Consider the following 19,333-nt stretch of genomic DNA (forward strand, 5'->3'; position numbering starts at 1 on the left):
AACGTTAGCTCCCGTCAGCCGTCCGTACCGGAGATCCGGATCAACAGGTCCATGAACCGGTCGCGTTCGGCCGCCGTCAGCGGGGCGAGGAGCCGGTCGTTGGCCTCGCGGGCCGCCTTCTCGCACCGCTTCAGCAGCCGTGCGCCCTCGGCCGTGAGCGACACCGCGTTCTTGCGGCGGTCCTTCGGGTCCGGTTCGCGGACGACCAGGTGTGCGGCCTGGAGGTCGTTGAGGACGCCGACGAGGTCCTTGGGGTCGAGCCCGACACCGCGGCCGAGGTCGGCCTGGGCGACGGGGGCGAGGTCGCGGACGGCGGAGAGGACCACGTGGTGCCACATCTTCAGGCCTTCGGCGGCCAGGGCGTCGGCGACCAGGGCCCGGCCGCGGGCGGCGGCTCGGCCGAGGAGCCAGCTGGGGAGGGAGCGGATCGCGGGGAGGGGCGCTTCGGCCATGGGGGCAGCCTAGCGAAAAGTCGTTGGACTTCCCAATGAAATCGTGAATATCATTGGGCCACCCAACGATTCCCGACGATTCTGGAGGTGTGATGCGTCGCGTCCGGTACGAGTCCACCGGCGGCCCGCTGTTCCTGGAGGAGGCCCCCGTCCCCGAGCCGGGCCCCGGTGAGCTCCTCGTGCGCACCGAGGCGGTCGGGGTCACGCTGCCGGTCGTCCGCAAGGTCACCGAGGCGGCCGATCCGATCCCGCTCGGTGGTGAGATCGCGGGCGAGGTGGCCGCCGCAGGACAGGGCGTGACCCGCTTCGGGGTGGGCGAGCGCGTGACGGGGCTGTGCTTCGGGCACGGATACGCCGGCTTCGCCGTCCTCCACGAGGCCATGGCATCCCCCGTACCCGGCACCGCCTCCGCCGTCGACGCGGTCGCGCTCGTCCGCAGCGGACTGGTGGCCCTCGGCGTGCTGGACGCGGCCCGGCCCGAGCCCGGCGAGGCCGTGCTGATCACGGCCGCGGCGAGCGGAGTCGGCCATCTCGCCGTGCAGTTGGCGAGGGCCCGGGGCGCGGGGCGGGTGGTGGGCGCGGTCTCCGATCCGGCGAAGGGCGACTTCGTGCGCGCCCTGGGTGCCGACGAGGTGATCGCCTACGACGCGTTGGGCTCGGTCGAGCCGGTCGACTGCGTACTCGACGCGGTGGGCGGCGAGTTGCTCACCCCGGCGGTGGCGGCGCTCGTCCCGGGCGGGCGGCTCGTCGCGTACAGCTCGGGCGGCGGGACGATCCAGGCGTACGACCTTCTCGTGGGCGCGAAGTCCGTGATCGGGTTCCAGATGGCGCGGATCGCGCGCGGGAAGCCGGAGTTGTACGAGCGGTGGCGGCGAGAGCTGTGGCGGTTGTTCGCCGAGGGTGCTCTGAAGCCTTTCGTGCACGGGGAGTTCGGGCTGGCGGAGGCGGCCGAGGCGCACCGGGTGATCGAGTCGCGGAGCAACCTCGGCAAGGTCGTCCTGCGCCCCTGGGGCGCCGGGTCCGTCGGACGCCCACTCACTTTCCTTCCGTCACCGTCAACTTCCGTGACGCCGAACGCTGCACGCTTCTTGTGAGGCTTCGGATGCCCCAACTAACGTCTGCGGCGCGCCCGTTGGACATGGGATGTCCGGATGTCACGATGAATGAAGGGCAGGTTGCACCACCATGCCGTCAAGTCTTCGCGCACGTCTGAGATCCACCCTCACCGCCGCACTCACCCTGGCCGCGCTGCTCGTGCTCCCGAGCCCCGCGCACGCCGCCGCTCAAACCACCTCCCCCACACCCGAGTTCGACCAGCAGGTCCTCTTCAAGGCGTCCCGGGATCCGGGCTACGCCTGCTTCCGGATCCCGGCCGTCGTGCGGACGAACGACGGGACGCTGCTCGCGTTCGCCGAGGGCCGGGTCCTCAACTGCGGTGACGCCGCCGACATCGACATCGTCGTCAAACGCTCCACCGACGACGGCGCCACCTGGAGCCCGCTGCAGGTCGTCAACCACGGCGGCGGGGACACGCACGGCAACCCGGCGCCCGTCGTGGACCGCGGGACGGGCCGGATCCTGCTCGCCGAGACGTACAACCCGGGCCGTACGGACAGCGCCAGTTGCTCGGTCCCCTGCGACCGCACCCCGCACATGCAGTACAGCGACGACGACGGCCTGACCTGGTCGCAGCCGCGTGACCTGAGCGAGGAGATCCTGCCTCCGGACTGGAACTCCTGGTACGCCACCGGCCCCGTGCACGGCATCCAGCTCACCCGCGGCAGGCACCGGGGCCGGCTCGTGTTCGGCGTCAACACCGAGACCTGGGACGGGAGTCGGGTCACCGCGAACAACGCGGCGCTGATCGTGAGCGACGACGGCGGCGACCACTGGAGGATCGGCGCGACCGACTCGTACCCGATCGCGGCCGACGGGACCTGGCGGCAGAAACCGTCCGAGCTGACGATGACCGAGCGCACCGACGGTTCGATCCTGGTGAGCGGCCGTGAGCAGGACGGCACCGACCTCGGCCACCGTACCCAGGCGGTCAGCCGGGACGGCGGTGACAGCTTCACCGCGCCCTTCCGCGACCTGCCCGGCCTGTACGCCCCGCAGGTGCAGTGCGCGACGCTCGGCGTCGGCTCCCGGATCCTGCTGTCCTGCGACGCGGATCCCGACCGCCGCCGCACGATGATGATCCGCTCCTCCTACGACGGCGGGCGCACCTGGGACGGCGTGGACCGCGGCACGGTGGTGACGAAGGACTGGTCCGGTTACTCCGACATGGCGCGCATCGACGGTGACACGGTGGGGCTGCTCTTCGAGGGCGGTGCCGTGTCGGCGACCGACGAGATCCGCTTCGCCCGCTTCGACGAGGCCTGGCTGCAACCGCGTCGGGGCCCGGACCCGACGACCGCCGACCTCGCTCCGCACGCCGGGCGGGCGGCCGTGCTCGGCGGCGCGCGGGAGACGGACGGTGTGTCGGGCGGCGCGCTGTCCTTCGACGGTGTCGACGACGCCGTACGTCTGCCGTACAGCGACCGACTGCCCCTGGGGACGAAGGACTTCACGGCTTCCCTCTGGTTCCGCTACACCGCGACGACGGGCGATCAGCCGTTCCTGTGGATGGGCGGGGTCGGCACCAGCCAGCCGCAGGTGTGGCTGCGCGGTGAGCCCGCAGGCAACCACGTGCGGGCGCTGATCACCACCCGGGACGGTGCGACGGCCGTCCACACCACCTCCGTGGTGACCGCCGGCGCCTACGACGACGGGCAGTGGCATCACGCCGTGGTGCGGCGCGGCGGTGGGCAGTTGACGCTGTCCGTGGACGGAACGACGGTGAGCACGGCGGATGTCGTGGGGTCCGTCAGCCGCAACTCGCCGTTCGGCGTGCACCTGGGCCAACGGGTGGACAGCCTGCAGTACTTCACCGGGTCCCTCGACGAAGTCCACGTCTGGGACCGGCTGTTGACGGACGACGAGCTGGCCGCGCAGCGTCCGCCCGCCGCCGGGACCGTGCTGTGGCTGCCCATGGACCAGGTGAGCGGCAGCCACTAACGTCCCGGGCGTGCCCGAGGACCGACGAGCACGACAGCGGACGGGAACCGGGGTCGGCCTGCTGCTGACCCTGGCTCTCGCGGCCGTGCTGCTCACCGCCCTCCCTGAGGACCACGACCGGGAGGGCGGCGGCGCGTGCCCGGCCCGTGCGGTGCGCTCCTGGTCGGCGGACGCACCGCTCACCAACTCCTTTGCCGCGTACGGCGACGACGCGACCCGCACCGACGACTGGACCGGCGGCGACGGCACCCACTCGGTGCGGCTGCCGGACGGGCGGGTGCTGTGGCTGTTCTCCGACACCTATCTCGGCCAGGTGCACGGGCCGCCCAACCCGGTCGGCGAGTCGTACGTCTGGCGGGACACCACGGCGCCGCTGGTGCGCAACTCGGCGGTGGTGATGAGCGACGGGCACCCCCAACTCACGCTCCCGGCCCCGCTGTTCCCCGATCCGGGCCCCAGTGAGTGGCGTTGGCCGGTGGCGGCCCGCGTCGAGCCCCGCTCCCCCGGCTCGGCCGAGTCGGTCGTACGGGTGCTGCTGTGGACGCGGACGGCGGGGGCGTATCCGTGGATCTACGGGGTGCCGACCGCGACCGAGGTGGCCACGCTGTCGCTGCCGGATCTGCGGGTGGAGTCGATCGTGAAGGTCTTCGACCAGCAGCTTGTCCAGGACCCGTCCCGGCGTGTGCAGTTCGGGACGACGCTGGTCGCGGTGGGCGGGTGGACGTATGTCTTCGGGGGGAACGATGCGCAGGCGGCGGCCCGGCCGACGTCCTCGGCGTATGTGGCACGGGTGCCGGAGGGGCGGCTCGGGGAGCCGGGTGCCTGGGAGTACTGGGACGGTTCGGCGTGGACGGCCCGGGCCGGGCCGCGGGCGGTGCTCGGGGACGGTCGGCACATCGGTGTGGGGAGCGCGTTCTCGGTGGTGCGGGACGGGGGGACGTACGTCCTGTTCACGATGGCGGCGGGCAGCCGGGGGCTGACCACCGTGACCTCGTACTGGGCCTGTTCGCCCGTCGGGCCGTGGCACGGGCCGGCCCGGGGATTCAGTCCGCCGCTGCCCCCGGGGCAGGTCGCCGCGTACAACCCGCAGGTGCATCCGGCACTCGGCGGCGACGGGCGGATCGTGCTCAGCTATGACGTCAACTGGCTGGACGCGACGGCCACTTCGGCGGCCTGGAACCTCAGCCGGAACGTGTCGCTGTACCGACCGCGGTTCGTGACCCTGCGGTTGGGGCCGCCCGCCCGGTGACCTCGGGCTGCGGATCGCGGGCCCGGCGCTTGGCGATGACCGCGCACACCATCAGCTGCATCTGGTGGAACAGCATCAGCGGCAGCACGGCGAGGGAGGCGTGGGCGCCGAACAGGACGCTGGCCATGGGCAGTCCGGAGGCGAGGGACTTCTTCGAGCCGGCGAACTGGATGGCGATCCGGTCCTCCCGGTCGAAGCGCAGCGCCTTGCCGCCGTACCAGGTCAGGGTGAGCATCACGGCGAGGATGACCGCTTCGACGGCGAGCAGTCCGGCCAGGCGCAGCGCGCTGGCCTGGTGCCAGATGCCCTGGACCATGCCTTCGCTGAACGCGGTGTAGACGACGAGGAGGATCGAGCCGCGGTCGACGTAGCCGAGGATCTTCTTGTGCCGGGTGATGAAGCCGCCGACCCAGCGCCGCAGCAGCTGCCCGGCGAGGAAGGGCACGAGGAGCTGCAGCACGATCTTGACGACGGAGTCGGCGGAGAAGCCGCCCGCGTTGCCGCCGAGCAGGGCGGCGGCGAGCAGCGGGGTGATGACGATGCCGGCGAGTGAGGAGAAGGAGCCGGCGCAGATCGCGGCGGGCACGTTGCCGCGCGCGATCGAGGTGAACGCGATCGAGGACTGGACGGTCGACGGGACGAGGGTGAGGAACAGCAGCCCCTGGTAGAGGGGGTGGGTCAGGAGCACCGGCACGAGGCCGCGGGCGGCCAGCCCGAGCAGCGGGAAGACGACGAACGTGCAGGCCAGGACGGTGGTGTGCAGTCGCCAGTGCTTGAGGCCGTCGAGTGCTTCACGCGTCGAGAGGCGGGCGCCGTAGAGGAAGAAGAGGAAGGCGATGGCGGCCGTGGAGGCGCCCGAGGCGACGTCGGCGCCGGTGCCCCGGGCGGGGAGGAGTGCGGCGATGCCGACCGTCCCGAGGAGCAGCAGGATGTAGGGGTCGATCGGCATCCGACTGGGCCATCGCAGGCGTTTCACTGTGCTCCACTGTCTCGCTGTGCGTCCGCTGTCCGGCGCGGACTCGTGCGCTCCCCATCGTCCTCCTCCGCCCCTTGATCGGGAATCCGTCATACCGCTCTGACTGCCATCACGTTTCGCGATGACCGGATACCGTGTATGCCATGGTGTATGCCATGTACGACCTCTCTCACCTGCGGACTTTCCTCGCGGTGTCCCAGACGCTGAGTTTCACGCAGGCCGCGCGGCGGCTCGGGCTGCGCCAGTCGACGGTGAGCCAGCATGTGCGGCGGCTGGAGGACGCGACGGGGCGGCAGCTGTTCACGCGGGACACGCACTCCGTGGAGCTGACGGAGGACGGCGAGGCGATGCTCGGTTTCGCGCGCCGGATCCTGGAGGTGCAGGAGCAGGCGTCGGCGTTCTTCACCGGCACCCGGCTGCGCGGCAGGCTGCGCTTCGGCGCGTCCGAGGACTTCGTCCTCACCCGGCTGCCGGAGATCCTGGAGGGCTTCCGGTACGACCATCCCGAGGTCGATCTCAAGCTGACGGTGGAGCTGTCGGGGACGCTGCATGAGCAACTGGCGGCCGGGAAGCTGGACCTGGTGCTGGCGAAGCGGCGGGCCGAGGATCCGCGGGGTGAACTGGTGTGGCACGACAAGCTGGTGTGGATCGGTGCGGAGCGGCTGCGGCTGGACGCGGACCGTCCGGTGCCGCTGATCGTCTATCCGCCGCCGGGGATCACTCGGGCCCTCGCCATGGAGGCACTTGAGCGGCAGGGGCGGGCGTGGCGGATCGCCTGTACGAGCGGCAGTCTGAACGGGCTGATCGCCGCCGCCCGGGCGGGACTCGGGGTGATGGCGCACTCGAAGGGGCTGGTGCCGCCGGGACTTGTGCGGGTGCCGGAGCGGGCGGGACTGCCGGAATTGGGCGAGGTCGATTTCGTGCTGGTGCACGGGCGGCGCCGGGTTTCCGCACAGGGGGCGGCGGACGCGCTGGCGGCGGCGATTCTGGCGGGCGGGGATCGGCTGCATCGGCGCGGTCCGTAATACCGGCAGTATCGGCGTTCCATTGCGGGGCGATGTCGATATCGAATTCCGCGGGGTGGGAAAGAGAGCCGTGCAAGAAATACCGACTGCGGGAATGCGCGGCAGCGGGCGGCGCTGTCGGTCAGGAGCAGCGCCGCCCGTTATGCGGTTCAGGAGAACGAGAACTCTCCTCCGTAGTCGGTGTCGTGGTCGCGGTAGACGCTGCTGTAGCCGAGTTGGCTGGTGTCGACCACGCCGTCCTCGACCGAGAACTCGATCCAGACACCGGGTCCGTCGATGCGTACGTAGTCGCCCGCGGTGTCCAGTGCGGTGGTGCCGGAGTAGGAGATGTAGGTGTCGTCGAGCTCCGACGTGTAGGTGCTCAGGGTGGACTCGGCGGTCGTGTCGTCCGCGGCCTCGACCCAGGGTGTGATGGCGTCGAGGATCAACTGCTGCTGCTCGTCGGTGAGTTCGCCGGCCGCGATGCCTTCCTTGGTGGTGGGGAAGTCGCCGTCGTCGTCCGGGCCGAGCACCACGTCGGTGGTGGTGTCGGAGAGCTTCGCCTCGGTCAGCTCGTCGTCGGTCAGGCCTTCGAGCATCGACACCAGCCCGTCGTGCATCCCGGACAGGGGTGCGTAGGTGGTGCCGTCGTCGGTCCAGCTGACGGGTTCGACGCCGGCGAAGTACGGGGTGGCGCCGGCGACCTCTCCGTCCTTGTAGGTGAGGTTGACGGCCAACTGGTCGCCGCCGAAGTGCAGTTGCCAGGTGCCGGTGGTGCTCGGGGTGCCGAGGAAGGCGAGGTAGTAGTTGCCGCTGCCGTAGCTGCTGTCGGTCTCGCCGAGGACGTCGTCGGCCGCGAGGATCTGGGAGATCTGGTCGTAGCCGGAGTCGCTGCCGGTGCCCGTGGCGGCCTCGACCACCGCCTTGGCCGCGGCGAGCTGGGTGTCGCCGAGCGAGCTGAGTTCGATGCCGACCCGGCAGGTCGCGCCGCACGAGAGGTTCGACCAGGCGACGGCGTTGGCCTGGGTGAAGTCGAGGAGTACGTCGGCCTGTTGGTCGTCGTCCAGGGTGTCGAGGAAGGTGTTGGCGGCGTCGACCACGTCCGAGACGGACGTGCCGGTCCCGGCGGAGTTCGAGGGCACGACGGCGGACGGGCGGGCGGATCCGGGAGTGGACGGGGAGGTGGATCCCGGGGTGGACTGGGACGGGGATCCGGGGTCCGAGGCGGAGGCGCTGCTGGACGGGTCGGACTGGACGGAGGCGGCGTTCGCGTTGGCGTAGAGCCCGCCGCCGAGGAGGGCCGTCGCCGCCGCTAAGGCCCCCACCACCTTCCTGTGCCGTCCCAGGGACCTGCGGTGAGCGTTTTTGGTCTTCAATTGGATATTCCTTTCAGGGGTCTCGCCCTGAGGACTTACGAAGATTTTTTCCGGCGCCGGGAAAGATCTTTGCGGAAATCCCTGCGGCATCGTTTTGGACGAGCCACATTCGATCGCCGAACACTGTGATTCACGCCTCCGAGTGCTTGGTGTTGCGCATGATTTATCTTGAACTTACTTTGAGGGGGCGCGAGTTGAGGGCGAGTTGAGCGGAAGCGTCCGGTACGTCAGCTGTTTCACCCGGCGCAGGAACGGGCTCGCCTCCACGTGCCGCACCCCGTCGAGCTGTCCGAGGGGTCCGCTGAGGTAGTCGTAGAGCCCCGCCGTGTCCTTCACTACGGCCGTCACGACGATGTTGGACGTGCCGGCCGTAGCGGACGCGTAGGCGATCTGGTCGTGGGTGGCCAGTGCCTCGCCGACCGAGTGCAGTGCCGCGGGGGTCGCCGTGATCCACAGCACGGCCGCACGCGCGTATCCGAAGACCTCCGAGTCGTACTCGATGTCGATGTACACCGCTCCGGAGCCGATCAGCGCGGCGAGGCGGCGTTTGACGGCGGACTCGGAGCGGCCGGTGGCGCGCTGGAGTTCGGGGTGGGTGGCGCGTCCGTCGCGTTCGAGGACGGCGATCAGGGCCTCGTCGTCCGGGTCGATGCGGGCGGGGCCCGGTGTCGGCGCCGGTTCGGGGAGCAGGGCGGCGATCTGGTCGTCCGCCAGCACTTTGAAGCGGCGGAGCCAGCCCGTGGGGCCGCCGTAGAAGCGGTGCAGCATCTGGTGGGCGCGGATGTCCAGGACGCTGGGGGTGCGCGGGAGTTTGCCGAGCAGGAGGTCGTCGTAGTCGCCGGGGGTGCGCGGGCGGGTCAGGCAGACGATCTCGGTGCCGCCGGAGGCGAGGCCGATCCAGGCGGTGTCGGGGCGTCTGGCGAGGGCGTCGGCGATGTTGAGGGCGTTGTCGGGGGCGCAGCGCAGGCGCAGCATCCACTGGTCCTGGCCGAGGCGTTCGGCGTCGCGGATGGCGACGACGCGGAGGCCGGCCTCGGCGGTGAGTCTGCGGTAGCGGCGGGCGATGGTCTGGTCGGAGGCGCCGAGGACCGCGCCGAGGCGGCTGAAGGAGGCGCGGCCGTTGATCTCCAGTGCGGTGAGCAGTTGCATGTCGAGCCGGTCGAGGGTGTCGGATTCCATCTCCAGCACGGCTGCTCCTGTCGGATTCCGGCGATGAGGTGCCCTGTTCGGCGGTGATCGTCCGGGAGGGGCTCATCGTACGGAGAACTGCGTATCCGGGACAGGGGAGTTGAGGGCATGCGTACATGGGGGCCGCTGACGGCGGTGTGCCTGGGCACGTTCATGTTGTTGCTGGATGTGACGATCGTGGTGGTCGCGCTGCCGGACATGGCGCGGTCGTTGCAGGCGTCGTTGACTGATCTGCAGTGGGTGGTCGACGGGTATGCGCTGGCGTTGGCGGCGCTGCTGCTGGGGTTCGGGGCCGCCGCCGACATTCTGGGGCGCCGGCGGGTGCATGTGGCGGGTCTGGTGCTGTTCGCGGTGGCGTCGCTGCTGTGCGGGCTCGCGGGCGGGCCGGGCGCGCTGGCGGCGGCCCGGGCCGTGCAGGGTGTGGGGGCGGCGGCGATGCTCGCGACCACGTTGCCGTTGCTCGGCTCGGTGTATCAGGGGCGGCGGCGGTCGGTGGCGCTCGGGGTGTGGGGCGCGGTCAGCGGCGGGGCCGCGGCGGTCGGGCCGGTGCTGGGCGGGGTGCTCACGGAGGGGCCGGGCTGGCGGTGGATCTTCTTCGTGAACCTGCCGGTGAGCGTGGCCGCGGTGTGGCTGACGCTGCGGGTGGTACCGGAGTCGAAGGGGCCTCGCGGGATGCGGATCGACTGGGCGGGGACGGTCGCGTTCGCGGGGTTCGCGGGCGGGGTGACGTACGCGGTGGTGCGGGCCGGGGAGGACGGCTGGGGGGCGACGCCGACGCTCGTGTCCTTCGCGCTCGCGGCCCTGGCGCTGGTCTGCTTCGTGCTGGTGGAGCGGCGGGTGGCGCATCCGCTGCTCGATCTGGCGCTGCTGCGCAAGCCCGCGTTCGTGGGGGTGATGGCGGGCGGGCTGGCCTTCAACGGGGTGGCGTTCGGCGGGATGCCGTATCTGTCGATCTGGCTGCAGACGGTGCTGGGGATGAGCCCGGTGCGCGGCGGGCTGACGCTGTTGCCGCTGACGGGGGCGGCGGTCGTGGTGTCGGTGCTGGCCGGGAAGCTGCTGCACGGGGTGCCGGCCCGGCTGACGATCGGTGGCGGGCTGCTGCTGATCGGCACGGGCTGCTTCTGCCAGGCCGTCCTGGGCGCCGGTTCGGACTGGACGGCGCTGGTGCCGGGGCTCGTCCTGGTGGGTGTCGGTACGGGGCTGGTGGCGCCGGGGATCGCCGGGGCGGCGCTCGCTGCGGTGCCCGCCGAACGGGCGGGCATGGCGGGCGGCGCGGTGAACACCGTACGGCAGCTGGGGTACGCGCTCGGTGTCGCCGTGTCCGGGACCGTACTCACGTCCCGGATGCGGGACACGCTCCCGCACGACGCGGCGCACACGCTCGCGGGCGGCGGGGCGGGGGCGCTGCGCGGGGCGTTCTCCGAGCACGCGCTGCGGGCCGCGTTCGCGTCGGGGCTCGACTCGGCGTTCGTGACGGCCGGGTTCGTCGGGACGGCGGCGGGCGCGCTGGTCCTCGTACTGGTCGGGGCCGGGCGCGCGGAGCGGGGCGGAGTGACGGAATCGGGCGCGCGGACGCTGAGTGAGGAGGAGACGGCGTCGTCCGGGTGACGTCGCACGGGCGGGACAGCGGGCGTAATCGGGGCGTACAGATTCAGTGGAGATTACGGGGCCGAAACCTACGGAACCGTAAGGATTTCTGTCCGACCCTTCCCCTTGTGAGCGCATTTTCCGCCGCTGACCTGTGCGGACATGAGGACTGCTCTGATTCCGACCCCCTCCCGCCCTTCAGCCGGGTGGGGTAGCTTTCACCGCGCTGTGGGGAGCGTCGACGAGAGCGGGGAGCGGGGTTTGCGCGAGTTCACCAACCCTCCGTTGGCGTTGGCGCCGCCGGTGGGCGGTCTGGCCGACGTCGTGTTCGAGCGTGCCCAGGAAGACCCCCTCCACGTGTCCCTCGGCCGCAAGGACGAGCAGGACCGGTGGCGGGACGTGACCGCCGCCGAGTTCCGCGACGAGGTCCTCGCCCTCGCCAAGGGGCTGCTGGCCCGGGGCGTCCGCTTCGGCGACCGGGTCGCGATCATGTCCCGCACCCGCTACGAGTGGACACTCTTCGACTTCGCCCTGTGGACGATCGGCGCCCAGGTGGTGCCGATCTATCCCACCTCGTCGGCCGAGCAGTGCTTCTGGATGCTGCACGACGCACAGGTCTCGGCGGCCATGGTCGAGCACGAGGACCACGCGATGACCATCGCCACCGTCATCGACCGCCTCCCCGCACTGCACCAGCTGTGGCAGCTGGACACGGGCGCCGTGCAGGAGCTGTACGACGCCGGCGCGCACATCGAGGACGAGGTGGTGCACCGGCACCGCCAGGCCGTCACCCCGGACTCGACCGCGACGATCATCTACACCTCGGGCACCACGGGCAGACCCAAGGGCTGTGTCATCTCGCACGGCAACTTCATGTACGAGGCGGACACGGTCATCGACCGCTGGGAGTCCGTCTTCCACTCGAAGAAGGGCGACGAGGCGGCGACCCTGCTGTTCCTGCCGCTGGCGCACGTCTTCGGGCGGATGGTGCAGGTCGCGGCGATCCGCGGCGGGGTGCGTTTCGGCCACCAGCCGCAGCTGAACGCCGCCGCCCTGCTGCCGGACCTGGTCGCGTTCAGACCGACGTTCATCCTGGCCGTGCCGTACATCTTCGAGAAGGTCTTCAACGCGGCCCGCCGCAAGGCCGAGAAGGACGGCAAGGCCGGGCCGTTCGAGAAGGCCGTGGAGATCGCGGTGAAGTACGCGGACGCGGTCGAGGAGAAGGCCTGGGGCATCGGCCCGGGCCCGTCCGCCGGGCTGCGGATGCAGCACCAGCTCTTCGACAAACTCGTCTACTCCAAGGTGCGGGCGGCCATGGGCGGCCGGATCCGCAACGCCATGTCCGGCGGGTCGGCCATGGACCGGCGGCTCGGACTGTTCTTCGCCGGGGCGGGCGTGCAGATCTACGAGGGCTACGGCCTCACCGAGTCGACGGCCGCCGCGACCGCCAACCCGCCCGAACGCACCCGCTACGGCACCGTAGGCCAGGCCGTCCCGGGTGTGACCGTGCACATCGCGGACGACGGCGAGATCTGGCTCAACGGCCCCAACGTCTTCCAGGGCTACCTCAACAACCAGAAGGCGACCGACGAGACCCTGCACGACGGCTGGCTCGCCACGGGCGACCTCGGTTCTCTCGACGAGGACGGCTATCTCACCATCACCGGGCGCAAGAAGGAGATCCTGGTGACCTCGGGTGGCAAGAGCGTCGCGCCCGGGCTTCTGGAGGAGCGGGTGCGGGACCATCCGCTGGTCTCGCAGTGCATCGTCGTCGGCAACGACCGCCCCTACATCGCCGCCCTCGTCACCCTCGACCACGAGGCCGTCGAGCACTGGCTCACCATGCGCGGAAAACACCGGATGACACCGGCGGAGCTGGTGCGGGACGCCGACCTGGAGACCGAGGTGCGGCGCGCGGTGGTCGCCGCCAACACCCTCGTCTCCCAGGCCGAGTCGATCCGCACCTTCCGCATACTGGCCCAGCCCTTCACCGAGGAGCACGGTCTGCTGACCCCGTCCCTGAAGCTGAAGCGCAAGGCCATCGAGAACGCCTACGCCAATGAGGTCGAGGCGCTGTACCGCGCCTGACCGAAGCTCACCCCGCCACGGATTTCGCGGTCAGGAATGCACCACGGCCCGTGATCGTTGACGATGGGTAGTACCCACCCGACGACTGAAGGATCGAGAGCTCGTGAGCAGCAAGGTCCCCCCGATCATCCTCAACAACGGTGTCGAGATGCCCCAGCTGGGCTTCGGCGTCTGGCAGGTGCCGGACGACGAGGCGGAGCGGGCGGTGGCCACGGCACTGGAGACCGGGTACCGCAGCATCGACACGGCTGCGATCTACGGCAACGAAGAGGGCACCGGAAAGGCCATCGCCTCCTCCGGCGTCCCGCGCGAGGAGCTCTTCGTCACCACCAAGCTCTGGAACGCCGACCAGGGGTACGAGGCCACCCTGCGCGCCTTCGACGTGTCGCTGGAGAAGCTCGGCCTGGAGTACCTGGATCTGTATCTGATCCACTGGCCCACCCCGGCCCGGGACAAGTACGTCGACAGCTACAAGGCGTTCGAGAAGCTGCACGCGGACGGCCGGGTGCGCGCCATCGGCGTCTCCAACTTCGAACCCGACCACCTGGAGCGGCTGATCGCGGAGACCTCGGTCATCCCGGCGGTCGACCAGATCGAGCTGCACCCGCAGCTCCAGCAGCGGGCAGCGCGCGAGTACCAGGCGGAGCAGGGCATCGCGACCGAGGCCTGGTCGCCGCTCGGCTCGGGCCGGGGTCTGCTGGAGGTCCCGGCGATCGTCGCCATCGCGCAGAAGCACGGCCGCACCCCGGCCCAGATCGTGCTGCGCTGGCACATCCAGCTCGGCAACGTGGTGATTCCCAAGTCCGTGACCCCGTCGCGGGTCAAGGAGAACATCGAGGTCTTCGACTTCAGCCTGGACACCGAGGACCTCGCGGCGATCAGCGCGCTGAACGAGGACCGGCGACTGGGTCCCGACCCGTCGACGTTCAACATGGGCTGAACCCAGCGGTACGAAGCGCCCCGGAGTTCAACTCCGGGGCGCTTCGCGTTGCTTGGTTCGTACCAGGGTCTTGACGCGAGCACGCCTATGGGGCCACCTTGTTGCGCACCCGGTAAGGAAACTTTCCTAACAGAAGGGTCCCCCACAGTGCGCATCCGAACACTGACCCTCGCCGCGGCCTCAGGCGCCGCCCTGCTCGCCGCCGGAGTGCTCCCCGCGAGCGCCTCCTCCGGCGCCACGCCGAAGTCGGCACAGGAGGGCACGGTCAGCGCGGCCGACCTGCTCTCCAAGGTGACGTCCTGCTCGCAGATATCGAACGGCAAGTACCGCACCGACGACGAGACTTCGGCCACCATTCCGGTCTGCGGCAAGAACGGCGCCGTGTTCTGGAAGGCCGACATGGACATCGACTGCGACGGCCAGCGCACCACGAACTGCAACGAGAACGCCGACCCCTGGTACCAGGACGACACGGCGTTCCACCAGTCCAACGGCCAGCCCCTGAAGGCGGATTCACTGCCCTACATCGTGGTGCCCAGCTCCAGCAGCATCTGGAATTACTCCAGCTACGGCATCAAGGGCGGCGGCGTGGTCGCCGTGATCTACAACAACAAGGTCGAGTACGCCGTCGTCGGCGACACCGGCCCCACCAACATCATCGGCGAGGCCTCCTACGCCACCGCCAAGGCCCTCGGCATCGACCCCGACCCGGCAACCGGCGGCGCCGACTCCGGCGTGACGTACATCCTGTTCAAGAACTCGACGGTCTCCCCCATCGAGAGCCACAGCGCGGCGGTCTCGCTGGGCGACCAGCTGGCGAAACAGTTCCTGCAGAACAACTAGCCTGCGGGAGAGGGCCGTTGTCACGAGGCCCGTTGTCGCGATCGGTCGGTCGCGGCAACGGGCCTCGGTCACAGGCGAGTTGATCCTTGTACGTCAGTTGGGCTGCCCGATCGGCCGTACGACGACGGTGTTGATGTCGACGCCTGCGGGCTGGCGGATCGCCCACAGGATCGTGTCGGCGATGTGGTCGGCGGTGAGCAGACGGCCGGGCGGCGGGCTGCCGTTGCCGTCCCAGAACGGGGTTTCCACCCGGCCCGGCGCGACCAGCGTCACCCCGATGCCGAACTCCGTGACCTCTCGCCGGGTGTTCTCGGCGAGACCCGTCATCGCCCACTTGGTGGCGCCGTAGATGTTGCCGGGCGTGTGCACGAACCCGGCGACACTGCCGATCAGCACGATCCGTCCGTGCGTCTGCTTCAGCGCGTCGACGGACGCCCGGATCAGGAGGGCGGGCCCGAGGACGTTGGTCAGCACCATCTCGGTCCACCCGGCCGGGTCGCCCTCCGCGACCGAATCGTGCGTGGCGACACCGGCGTTGGCGACGACCGCGTCGAGCCGCCCGAACTGTTTCAGCGTCGTCTCGACGGCGGCCTGCACCTGGTCGTACTCGGAGGCGCTGCCGGGAATCGTCAACAGGCCTTCAGGATTTCCCAGTTGACCGGCGAAGGCGTGCAGCCGCTGCTCGCTGCGGCCGGTGACGGCCACCCGGCCGCCGGCACTGAGGAGTTGTCTCGCGACGGCCGCGCCGATCCCGCTGCCGCCGCCGGTTATGAGCGCGACGTGAGAGTTGTCGTTCATGGTGATGTGGTCCCCCCGTGGGTCGGTGAACTCCGCATTTCCGGAAGGGCAGTTCATCACCTTGAGCGCTCTTGAAGTCAAGCCGTCGAGATCACGGGCCGTTCACACCGGCCGCACCGCCGTGTGCACGGTGTGCGCGGCGAGCACGAACACATCGGCCCGCCGGTGCACACCGGCCGGGTCCTGCGGGTCGACCAGCCGGTCGAGGGTGGCCCGGTCCTCGGCGCCCAGGGCGTCGCCGTAGACGTCACGGACCCGGGTCAGCCAGGTCGCGACATAGGCGCGGACGCGGTCCGGGGCCGGGGCGGCCAGGTCGAGGAGGAAGCTGCGGCTGCCGGTGTACTTCAGGCCCGCCGAGGTCAGGAGGGCGGACCAGTCCTCGGTCTCGGTGACGGCGCCGGGGAGGTCGGCGCGCATCTGCGCGAACCACTCGGCCTCGATCGCGTCGATCCGCGCCTCCAGGCCCGGGCGGCCGATGCCGAAGTCGCGCGGCAGGAACCGGGTGGGCAGACCGCCCTCCATGATGGCGAGCGTGCCGCCGGGGGCGAGCCGCTGCGCGAACGCGGCGAGACCGGCGCGCTGGTCGCCGAGGTGATGCAGGCTGCGGCTGGCCCACAGCAGATCGGCCGGGTACTCCAACTCGCCCAGGACATCCGGCAGTTCACCGGTCAGCGTGCCGAAGCGGTCGCCGAAGCCCAGCCGCTCGGCGCGGGCACGGGCCCGCTCCAGGAGCGGTGCGGAACCGTCCACCGCCACGACCCGGGCGCCCGGGAACGTCTCCGCGAACAGACATGCGAGCACACCCGGCCCGCTGCCCGCGTCGACGATCAGCCCCGGGTCGGTCCGCTCCTTCGCCAGCCACGCCATGGCCCGCTCGTACAGCGGCGCGAACAACTCCGCCTGGGTCTCCAGCAGGGGGCCCATGACGGCCCAGTCCATGTCGGTGTGGTCGTGGTGGTGAGCGTGCTTCTCGTTGTGCTCGTGCGCCATGGTGGTCAGCCTCTCGTCCGGGTGCCGTCAGCCTGCGCCGACGCACCGTCCGGCGGCCACTTCCGTTGCCGAAGCGGCAAAAAAGGGCAGTAAAAATGGGGTGCGGCGGGGGCCGTCGGTCGCCGAGCATGCGCGTATGGACGACGTGTTGCTGGAACGCTTCATCGAAGACGGGTTCGTGAAGATCGAGGGCGCCTTCCCGCCGCGCGCCGCCGCCGACTGCGCGCGGCTGCTGTGGCGGGAGACGGGCTACGACCCCGACGACCCCGGCACCTGGAAGGACCCCGTGGTCTGGGTACCGGGCATGGGGCAGGGCCCGTTCGCCGCGGCCGCCAACTCCCCCGCGCTGCACGAGGCGTTCGACCTCCTGGTGGGCGAGGGGCGCTGGGCGACGCGCTACGGCCTGGGCGCCTTCCCGCTGCGCTTCCCGCACGAGGACGAACCCGACGACGCCGGCTGGCACATCGACGGGAGCTACACCCCCGAGGGCGAGACCTGGCCGTACACCAATCTGCGCTCGCGGGACCGCGCGCTGCTGATGCTGTTCCTGTTCACCGAGGTGACCGAGGACAACGCCCCGACCCGCATCCGCGTCGGCTCGCACCTCGACGTGCCGCCGCTCCTGGAACCGTACGGCGAGGCGGGGGTGTCCGGTCTGGAGATCGCCCCGCGACTGGTCGAGGCCACCGCCCACCGCCCGCTCGCGTACGCCACCGGCAGCCCCGGTGACGTGTACCTGTGCCACCCCTTCCTGGTCCACGCGGCCCAGCCGAACCACGGCACCCGGCCGCGTCTCCTGGCGCAGCCACCGCTGGCTCCGGCGGTCCCCTTCGAGCTGGACCGTCCGGACGGCGACTACTCGGCGGTGGAGTTCGCGATCCGCCGGGGGCTGGGTCGGGAGGGATGACCCCCCGCGCCCTTTGGTGAGGGCGCGGGGGGTCGGCGTATGCCATGTGCGATGCGATACACGATTACTGTGTGCGATTCCTGTAGGCGTTCTCTGTGTGCGATCTACAGCGGCGGGTACGCGTTCGCCATCAGCTGCTGGAACTGCGCCGAGAACCAGTGTCCGGACAGCGGGGCGTTCGGCAGTGCGCCCGACATGTTGTTGCCGTTGCGGGCGTTGCCCGTGTACGTCGGGTCGCACATGCGGTCGAAGCCCTTGCCCTCGTCGTTGGCGATGGCGGTACTGGAACCGTCCGACTCACCCGGCGGCTTCATCCACACATAGGCGTCGATCCCGGTCGCGGGGGCGGCCTGCGGACGCTCGCCGAGCCCGGCTCCGGACTGGTTGCACCAGTTCCCGACCTGGATCCGGCGGTCGTAGCGGCCACCGTCGACGTACGTGTCCACACTGGTCGTTGCGCCTGGACCGGTCGGCCTGGCGGAACCGCCCCAGCCGTTCCTGGAGGTGTCGATCAGCATGCCGATACCGGAGTTGAAGCCGACCGACACCAACTGGTTGCGGAACGCCTGGGCGTACGACAGCTCGTCCACGTAGCGGTTCCAGTCGACCCACTTGGACTGGCGCACGGAGACACCGTTCACGCTGTCGTTGATCGTGAAGTTGTTCTCCTTCAGGGCGCTGTAGTTGGCCGTGTTGGTGATGAAGCCGGCCACGTCGTTCACGGTCGCGCCCTCGGCGTTGGCGGCCTGGTAGAAGAGGTTCGCGGAGGGGGCGAAGTTGTCGTCCCAGCCGAGCCAGCCGTGGTGTCCGGCGTCGATGTAGTTGTAGACGTTGGGGATCGCGCCGAGCTTGTTCAGCGCGTAGCCGACGCCCTTCACGTAGTTGCCGTTGGCGAGCATGGTGTCGCACTGCGGGGTGGCGGTGGCCTTGCTGCCGGTGTTGGTCACGAGGTTGGGCAGCGAGTCGATCTCGATCGTGGTGACGATCCGCAGCGAGGCGTACTTGCTGTCGGCGAGGATCGCGGCGATCGGGTCGATGAACTCGCTTTCGTAGCGGCCGATTTCGGTCGGGCCGAGTTCTCCGTTGGAGGCGAGGGCCGCGCAGTCGCGTCCGGGCAGGTCGTAGACGACGAGCTGGACGACCTCTTCGCCGCTGCCCTTCTGGGCGAGCGCCGCGTCGAGGTGGGCGCGCAGGCCCATGCCGCCGTTGACTCCATTGATGGCGGCGATGCGGTCGAGCCAGACGCCGGTGGGCTGGTTGGAGATCCGGCTGCCGCCGGTCTCGGCGGCGGCCTTCGCCGACCACTCAGGGTTCACGTAGACCTTGGCGCCCGCGTACGGGTTGTCGACCCGCGTGCCGGGATCGGTGCCGCCACCGCCACCTCCCCCGCCGCTGCCGTCGTCGACGTTGCAGGTCACGCCGTCGAGGGTGAAGGCGGTCGGGAGCGCGTTGGTGCCGCTGTAGGAGGCGTTGAAGCCGAAGCTGACCGAACTCCCGGTCTGCAGGCTGCCGTTGTAGGTCTCGTTGGCTGCCGTGACGGCGGTCCCGCTCTGGCTGATCTTCGCGTTCCAGCCGCTGGTGACCTTCTGGTTGCCGGCGTACGACCACTTCACGGCCCAACTCGACTTGGCGGCCGAGTTGTTGGTGACCGTGACGGCGGCGGTGAAGCCGGTGTCCCACTGGTTCTGCACCTTGTAGTCGACGCTGCACGGGATCGCGGCGATGCCGACGTCCGAGGAGGGGTTGGCGGCGACCGCCGTCCCCGAGGCCCCGGCGACGAGCACCAAGGCAGCGAGCAACGCTGTTCTGGTACGGCTCATGAGTACGGGTTTCCTTGTCTGGTAAGGAAGTTGGTTGCGGGTGCTGCGGTGTGCGCTG

General features: G+C 70.3%; 16 protein-coding genes. 9 read left to right on the plus strand and 7 right to left on the minus strand.

Annotated features, from left to right (window positions below):
* Positions 1 to 14: 14 nt before the first annotated feature.
* Positions 15 to 452: a MarR family winged helix-turn-helix transcriptional regulator gene (locus OH768_RS10265; RefSeq protein ID WP_406452260.1), complete on the minus strand. Its 438-nt coding sequence runs from the start codon at positions 450 to 452 to the stop codon at positions 15 to 17.
* Between the two features lie 92 nt (positions 453 to 544).
* On the opposite strand from OH768_RS10265, the gene OH768_RS10270 reads away from it, so the two are divergent.
* The 3 genes from OH768_RS10270 (at position 545) to OH768_RS10280 (ending at position 4,758) form a co-directional block, all read left to right on the plus strand.
* On the plus strand, positions 545 to 1,546 hold the full coding sequence (locus OH768_RS10270; protein WP_406452262.1) for a zinc-binding alcohol dehydrogenase family protein: 1,002 nt from the start codon (positions 545 to 547) through the stop codon (positions 1,544 to 1,546).
* A gap of 91 nt (positions 1,547 to 1,637) precedes the next feature.
* Positions 1,638 to 3,509 carry an exo-alpha-sialidase gene (locus OH768_RS10275; protein ID WP_406452264.1) on the plus strand — a complete coding sequence of 624 codons (1,872 nt, stop codon included), beginning with the start codon at positions 1,638 to 1,640 and terminating at the stop codon, positions 3,507 to 3,509.
* A gap of 10 nt (positions 3,510 to 3,519) precedes the next feature.
* Positions 3,520 to 4,758 (plus strand): DUF4185 domain-containing protein, encoded by a 1,239-nt coding sequence (locus OH768_RS10280; protein WP_406452266.1) that lies wholly within the window; start codon positions 3,520 to 3,522, stop codon positions 4,756 to 4,758.
* Here the strand turns inward: OH768_RS10280 and OH768_RS10285 are convergent.
* Positions 4,691 to 5,707, minus strand: coding sequence for a bile acid:sodium symporter family protein (locus tag OH768_RS10285; RefSeq protein ID WP_406452268.1), 1,017 nt, complete (start codon positions 5,705 to 5,707; stop codon positions 4,691 to 4,693). The two genes, OH768_RS10280 and OH768_RS10285, sit on opposite strands and share 68 nt — an antisense overlap.
* A 182-nt stretch (positions 5,708 to 5,889) precedes the next feature.
* Between OH768_RS10285 and OH768_RS10290 the strand changes: the two genes are divergently transcribed.
* Positions 5,890 to 6,759, plus strand: a complete 870-nt coding sequence (locus tag OH768_RS10290; protein ID WP_406465210.1) for a LysR substrate-binding domain-containing protein — start codon at positions 5,890 to 5,892, stop codon at positions 6,757 to 6,759.
* Positions 6,760 to 6,908: 149 nt separating this feature from the next.
* Here the strand turns inward: OH768_RS10290 and OH768_RS10295 are convergent, their stop codons facing one another.
* Positions 6,909 to 8,063: a DUF3500 domain-containing protein gene (locus tag OH768_RS10295; RefSeq protein ID WP_406452270.1), complete on the minus strand. Its 1,155-nt coding sequence runs from the start codon at positions 8,061 to 8,063 to the stop codon at positions 6,909 to 6,911.
* Positions 8,064 to 8,288: 225 nt separating this feature from the next.
* On the minus strand, positions 8,289 to 9,293 hold the full coding sequence (locus OH768_RS10300; protein ID WP_406465212.1) for an Lrp/AsnC family transcriptional regulator: 1,005 nt from the start codon (positions 9,291 to 9,293) through the stop codon (positions 8,289 to 8,291).
* 117 nt (positions 9,294 to 9,410) lie between these two features.
* Here OH768_RS10300 and OH768_RS10305 point away from each other — a divergent pair, with 117 nt between their 5' ends.
* The 4 genes from OH768_RS10305 to OH768_RS10320 all read left to right on the plus strand — a co-directional run bounded on the left by OH768_RS10305 (position 9,411) and on the right by OH768_RS10320 (position 14,760).
* Positions 9,411 to 10,910: an MFS transporter gene (locus tag OH768_RS10305; RefSeq protein WP_406452272.1), complete on the plus strand. Its 1,500-nt coding sequence runs from the start codon at positions 9,411 to 9,413 to the stop codon at positions 10,908 to 10,910.
* Between the two features lie 240 nt (positions 10,911 to 11,150).
* Positions 11,151 to 12,977, plus strand: a complete 1,827-nt coding sequence (locus OH768_RS10310; RefSeq protein WP_406452274.1) for an AMP-dependent synthetase/ligase — start codon at positions 11,151 to 11,153, stop codon at positions 12,975 to 12,977.
* Between the two features lie 103 nt (positions 12,978 to 13,080).
* Positions 13,081 to 13,917 carry an aldo/keto reductase gene (locus OH768_RS10315; RefSeq protein ID WP_406452276.1) on the plus strand — a complete coding sequence of 279 codons (837 nt, stop codon included), beginning with the start codon at positions 13,081 to 13,083 and terminating at the stop codon, positions 13,915 to 13,917.
* 147 nt (positions 13,918 to 14,064) lie between these two features.
* The gene (locus tag OH768_RS10320) at positions 14,065 to 14,760 is read left to right on the plus strand and encodes a glycoside hydrolase family 75 protein (RefSeq protein ID WP_406452278.1); all 696 of its coding nucleotides are present in this window, start codon (positions 14,065 to 14,067) and stop codon (positions 14,758 to 14,760) included.
* Positions 14,761 to 14,853: 93 nt separating this feature from the next.
* On the opposite strand, the gene OH768_RS10325 is transcribed toward OH768_RS10320, so the two are convergent.
* Together OH768_RS10325 and OH768_RS10330 are read right to left on the minus strand one after the other, a co-directional pair.
* On the minus strand, positions 14,854 to 15,558 hold the full coding sequence (locus OH768_RS10325) for an SDR family oxidoreductase (RefSeq protein WP_406452280.1): 705 nt from the start codon (positions 15,556 to 15,558) through the stop codon (positions 14,854 to 14,856).
* A 102-nt stretch (positions 15,559 to 15,660) separates the two neighbouring features.
* Positions 15,661 to 16,548, minus strand: a complete 888-nt coding sequence (locus tag OH768_RS10330; RefSeq protein WP_406452282.1) for a class I SAM-dependent methyltransferase — start codon at positions 16,546 to 16,548, stop codon at positions 15,661 to 15,663.
* 136 nt (positions 16,549 to 16,684) lie between these two features.
* Here OH768_RS10330 and OH768_RS10335 point away from each other — a divergent pair, with 136 nt between their 5' ends.
* Complete coding sequence (locus OH768_RS10335; RefSeq protein ID WP_406452284.1) at positions 16,685 to 17,455, plus strand: phytanoyl-CoA dioxygenase family protein; 771 nt, start codon at positions 16,685 to 16,687, stop codon at positions 17,453 to 17,455.
* Between the two features lie 104 nt (positions 17,456 to 17,559).
* On the opposite strand, the gene OH768_RS10340 is transcribed toward OH768_RS10335, so the two are convergent.
* A complete protein-coding gene (locus OH768_RS10340; protein ID WP_406452286.1) occupies positions 17,560 to 19,275 on the minus strand; it encodes a glycoside hydrolase family 6 protein in 1,716 nt (571 codons plus the stop codon).
* Positions 19,276 to 19,333: the final 58 nt, after the last annotated feature.

Origin of the sequence: Streptomyces sp. NBC_01622 (genome assembly GCF_045209635.1) — a bacterium.
Lineage (GTDB): Bacteria > Actinomycetota > Actinomycetes > Streptomycetales > Streptomycetaceae > Streptomyces.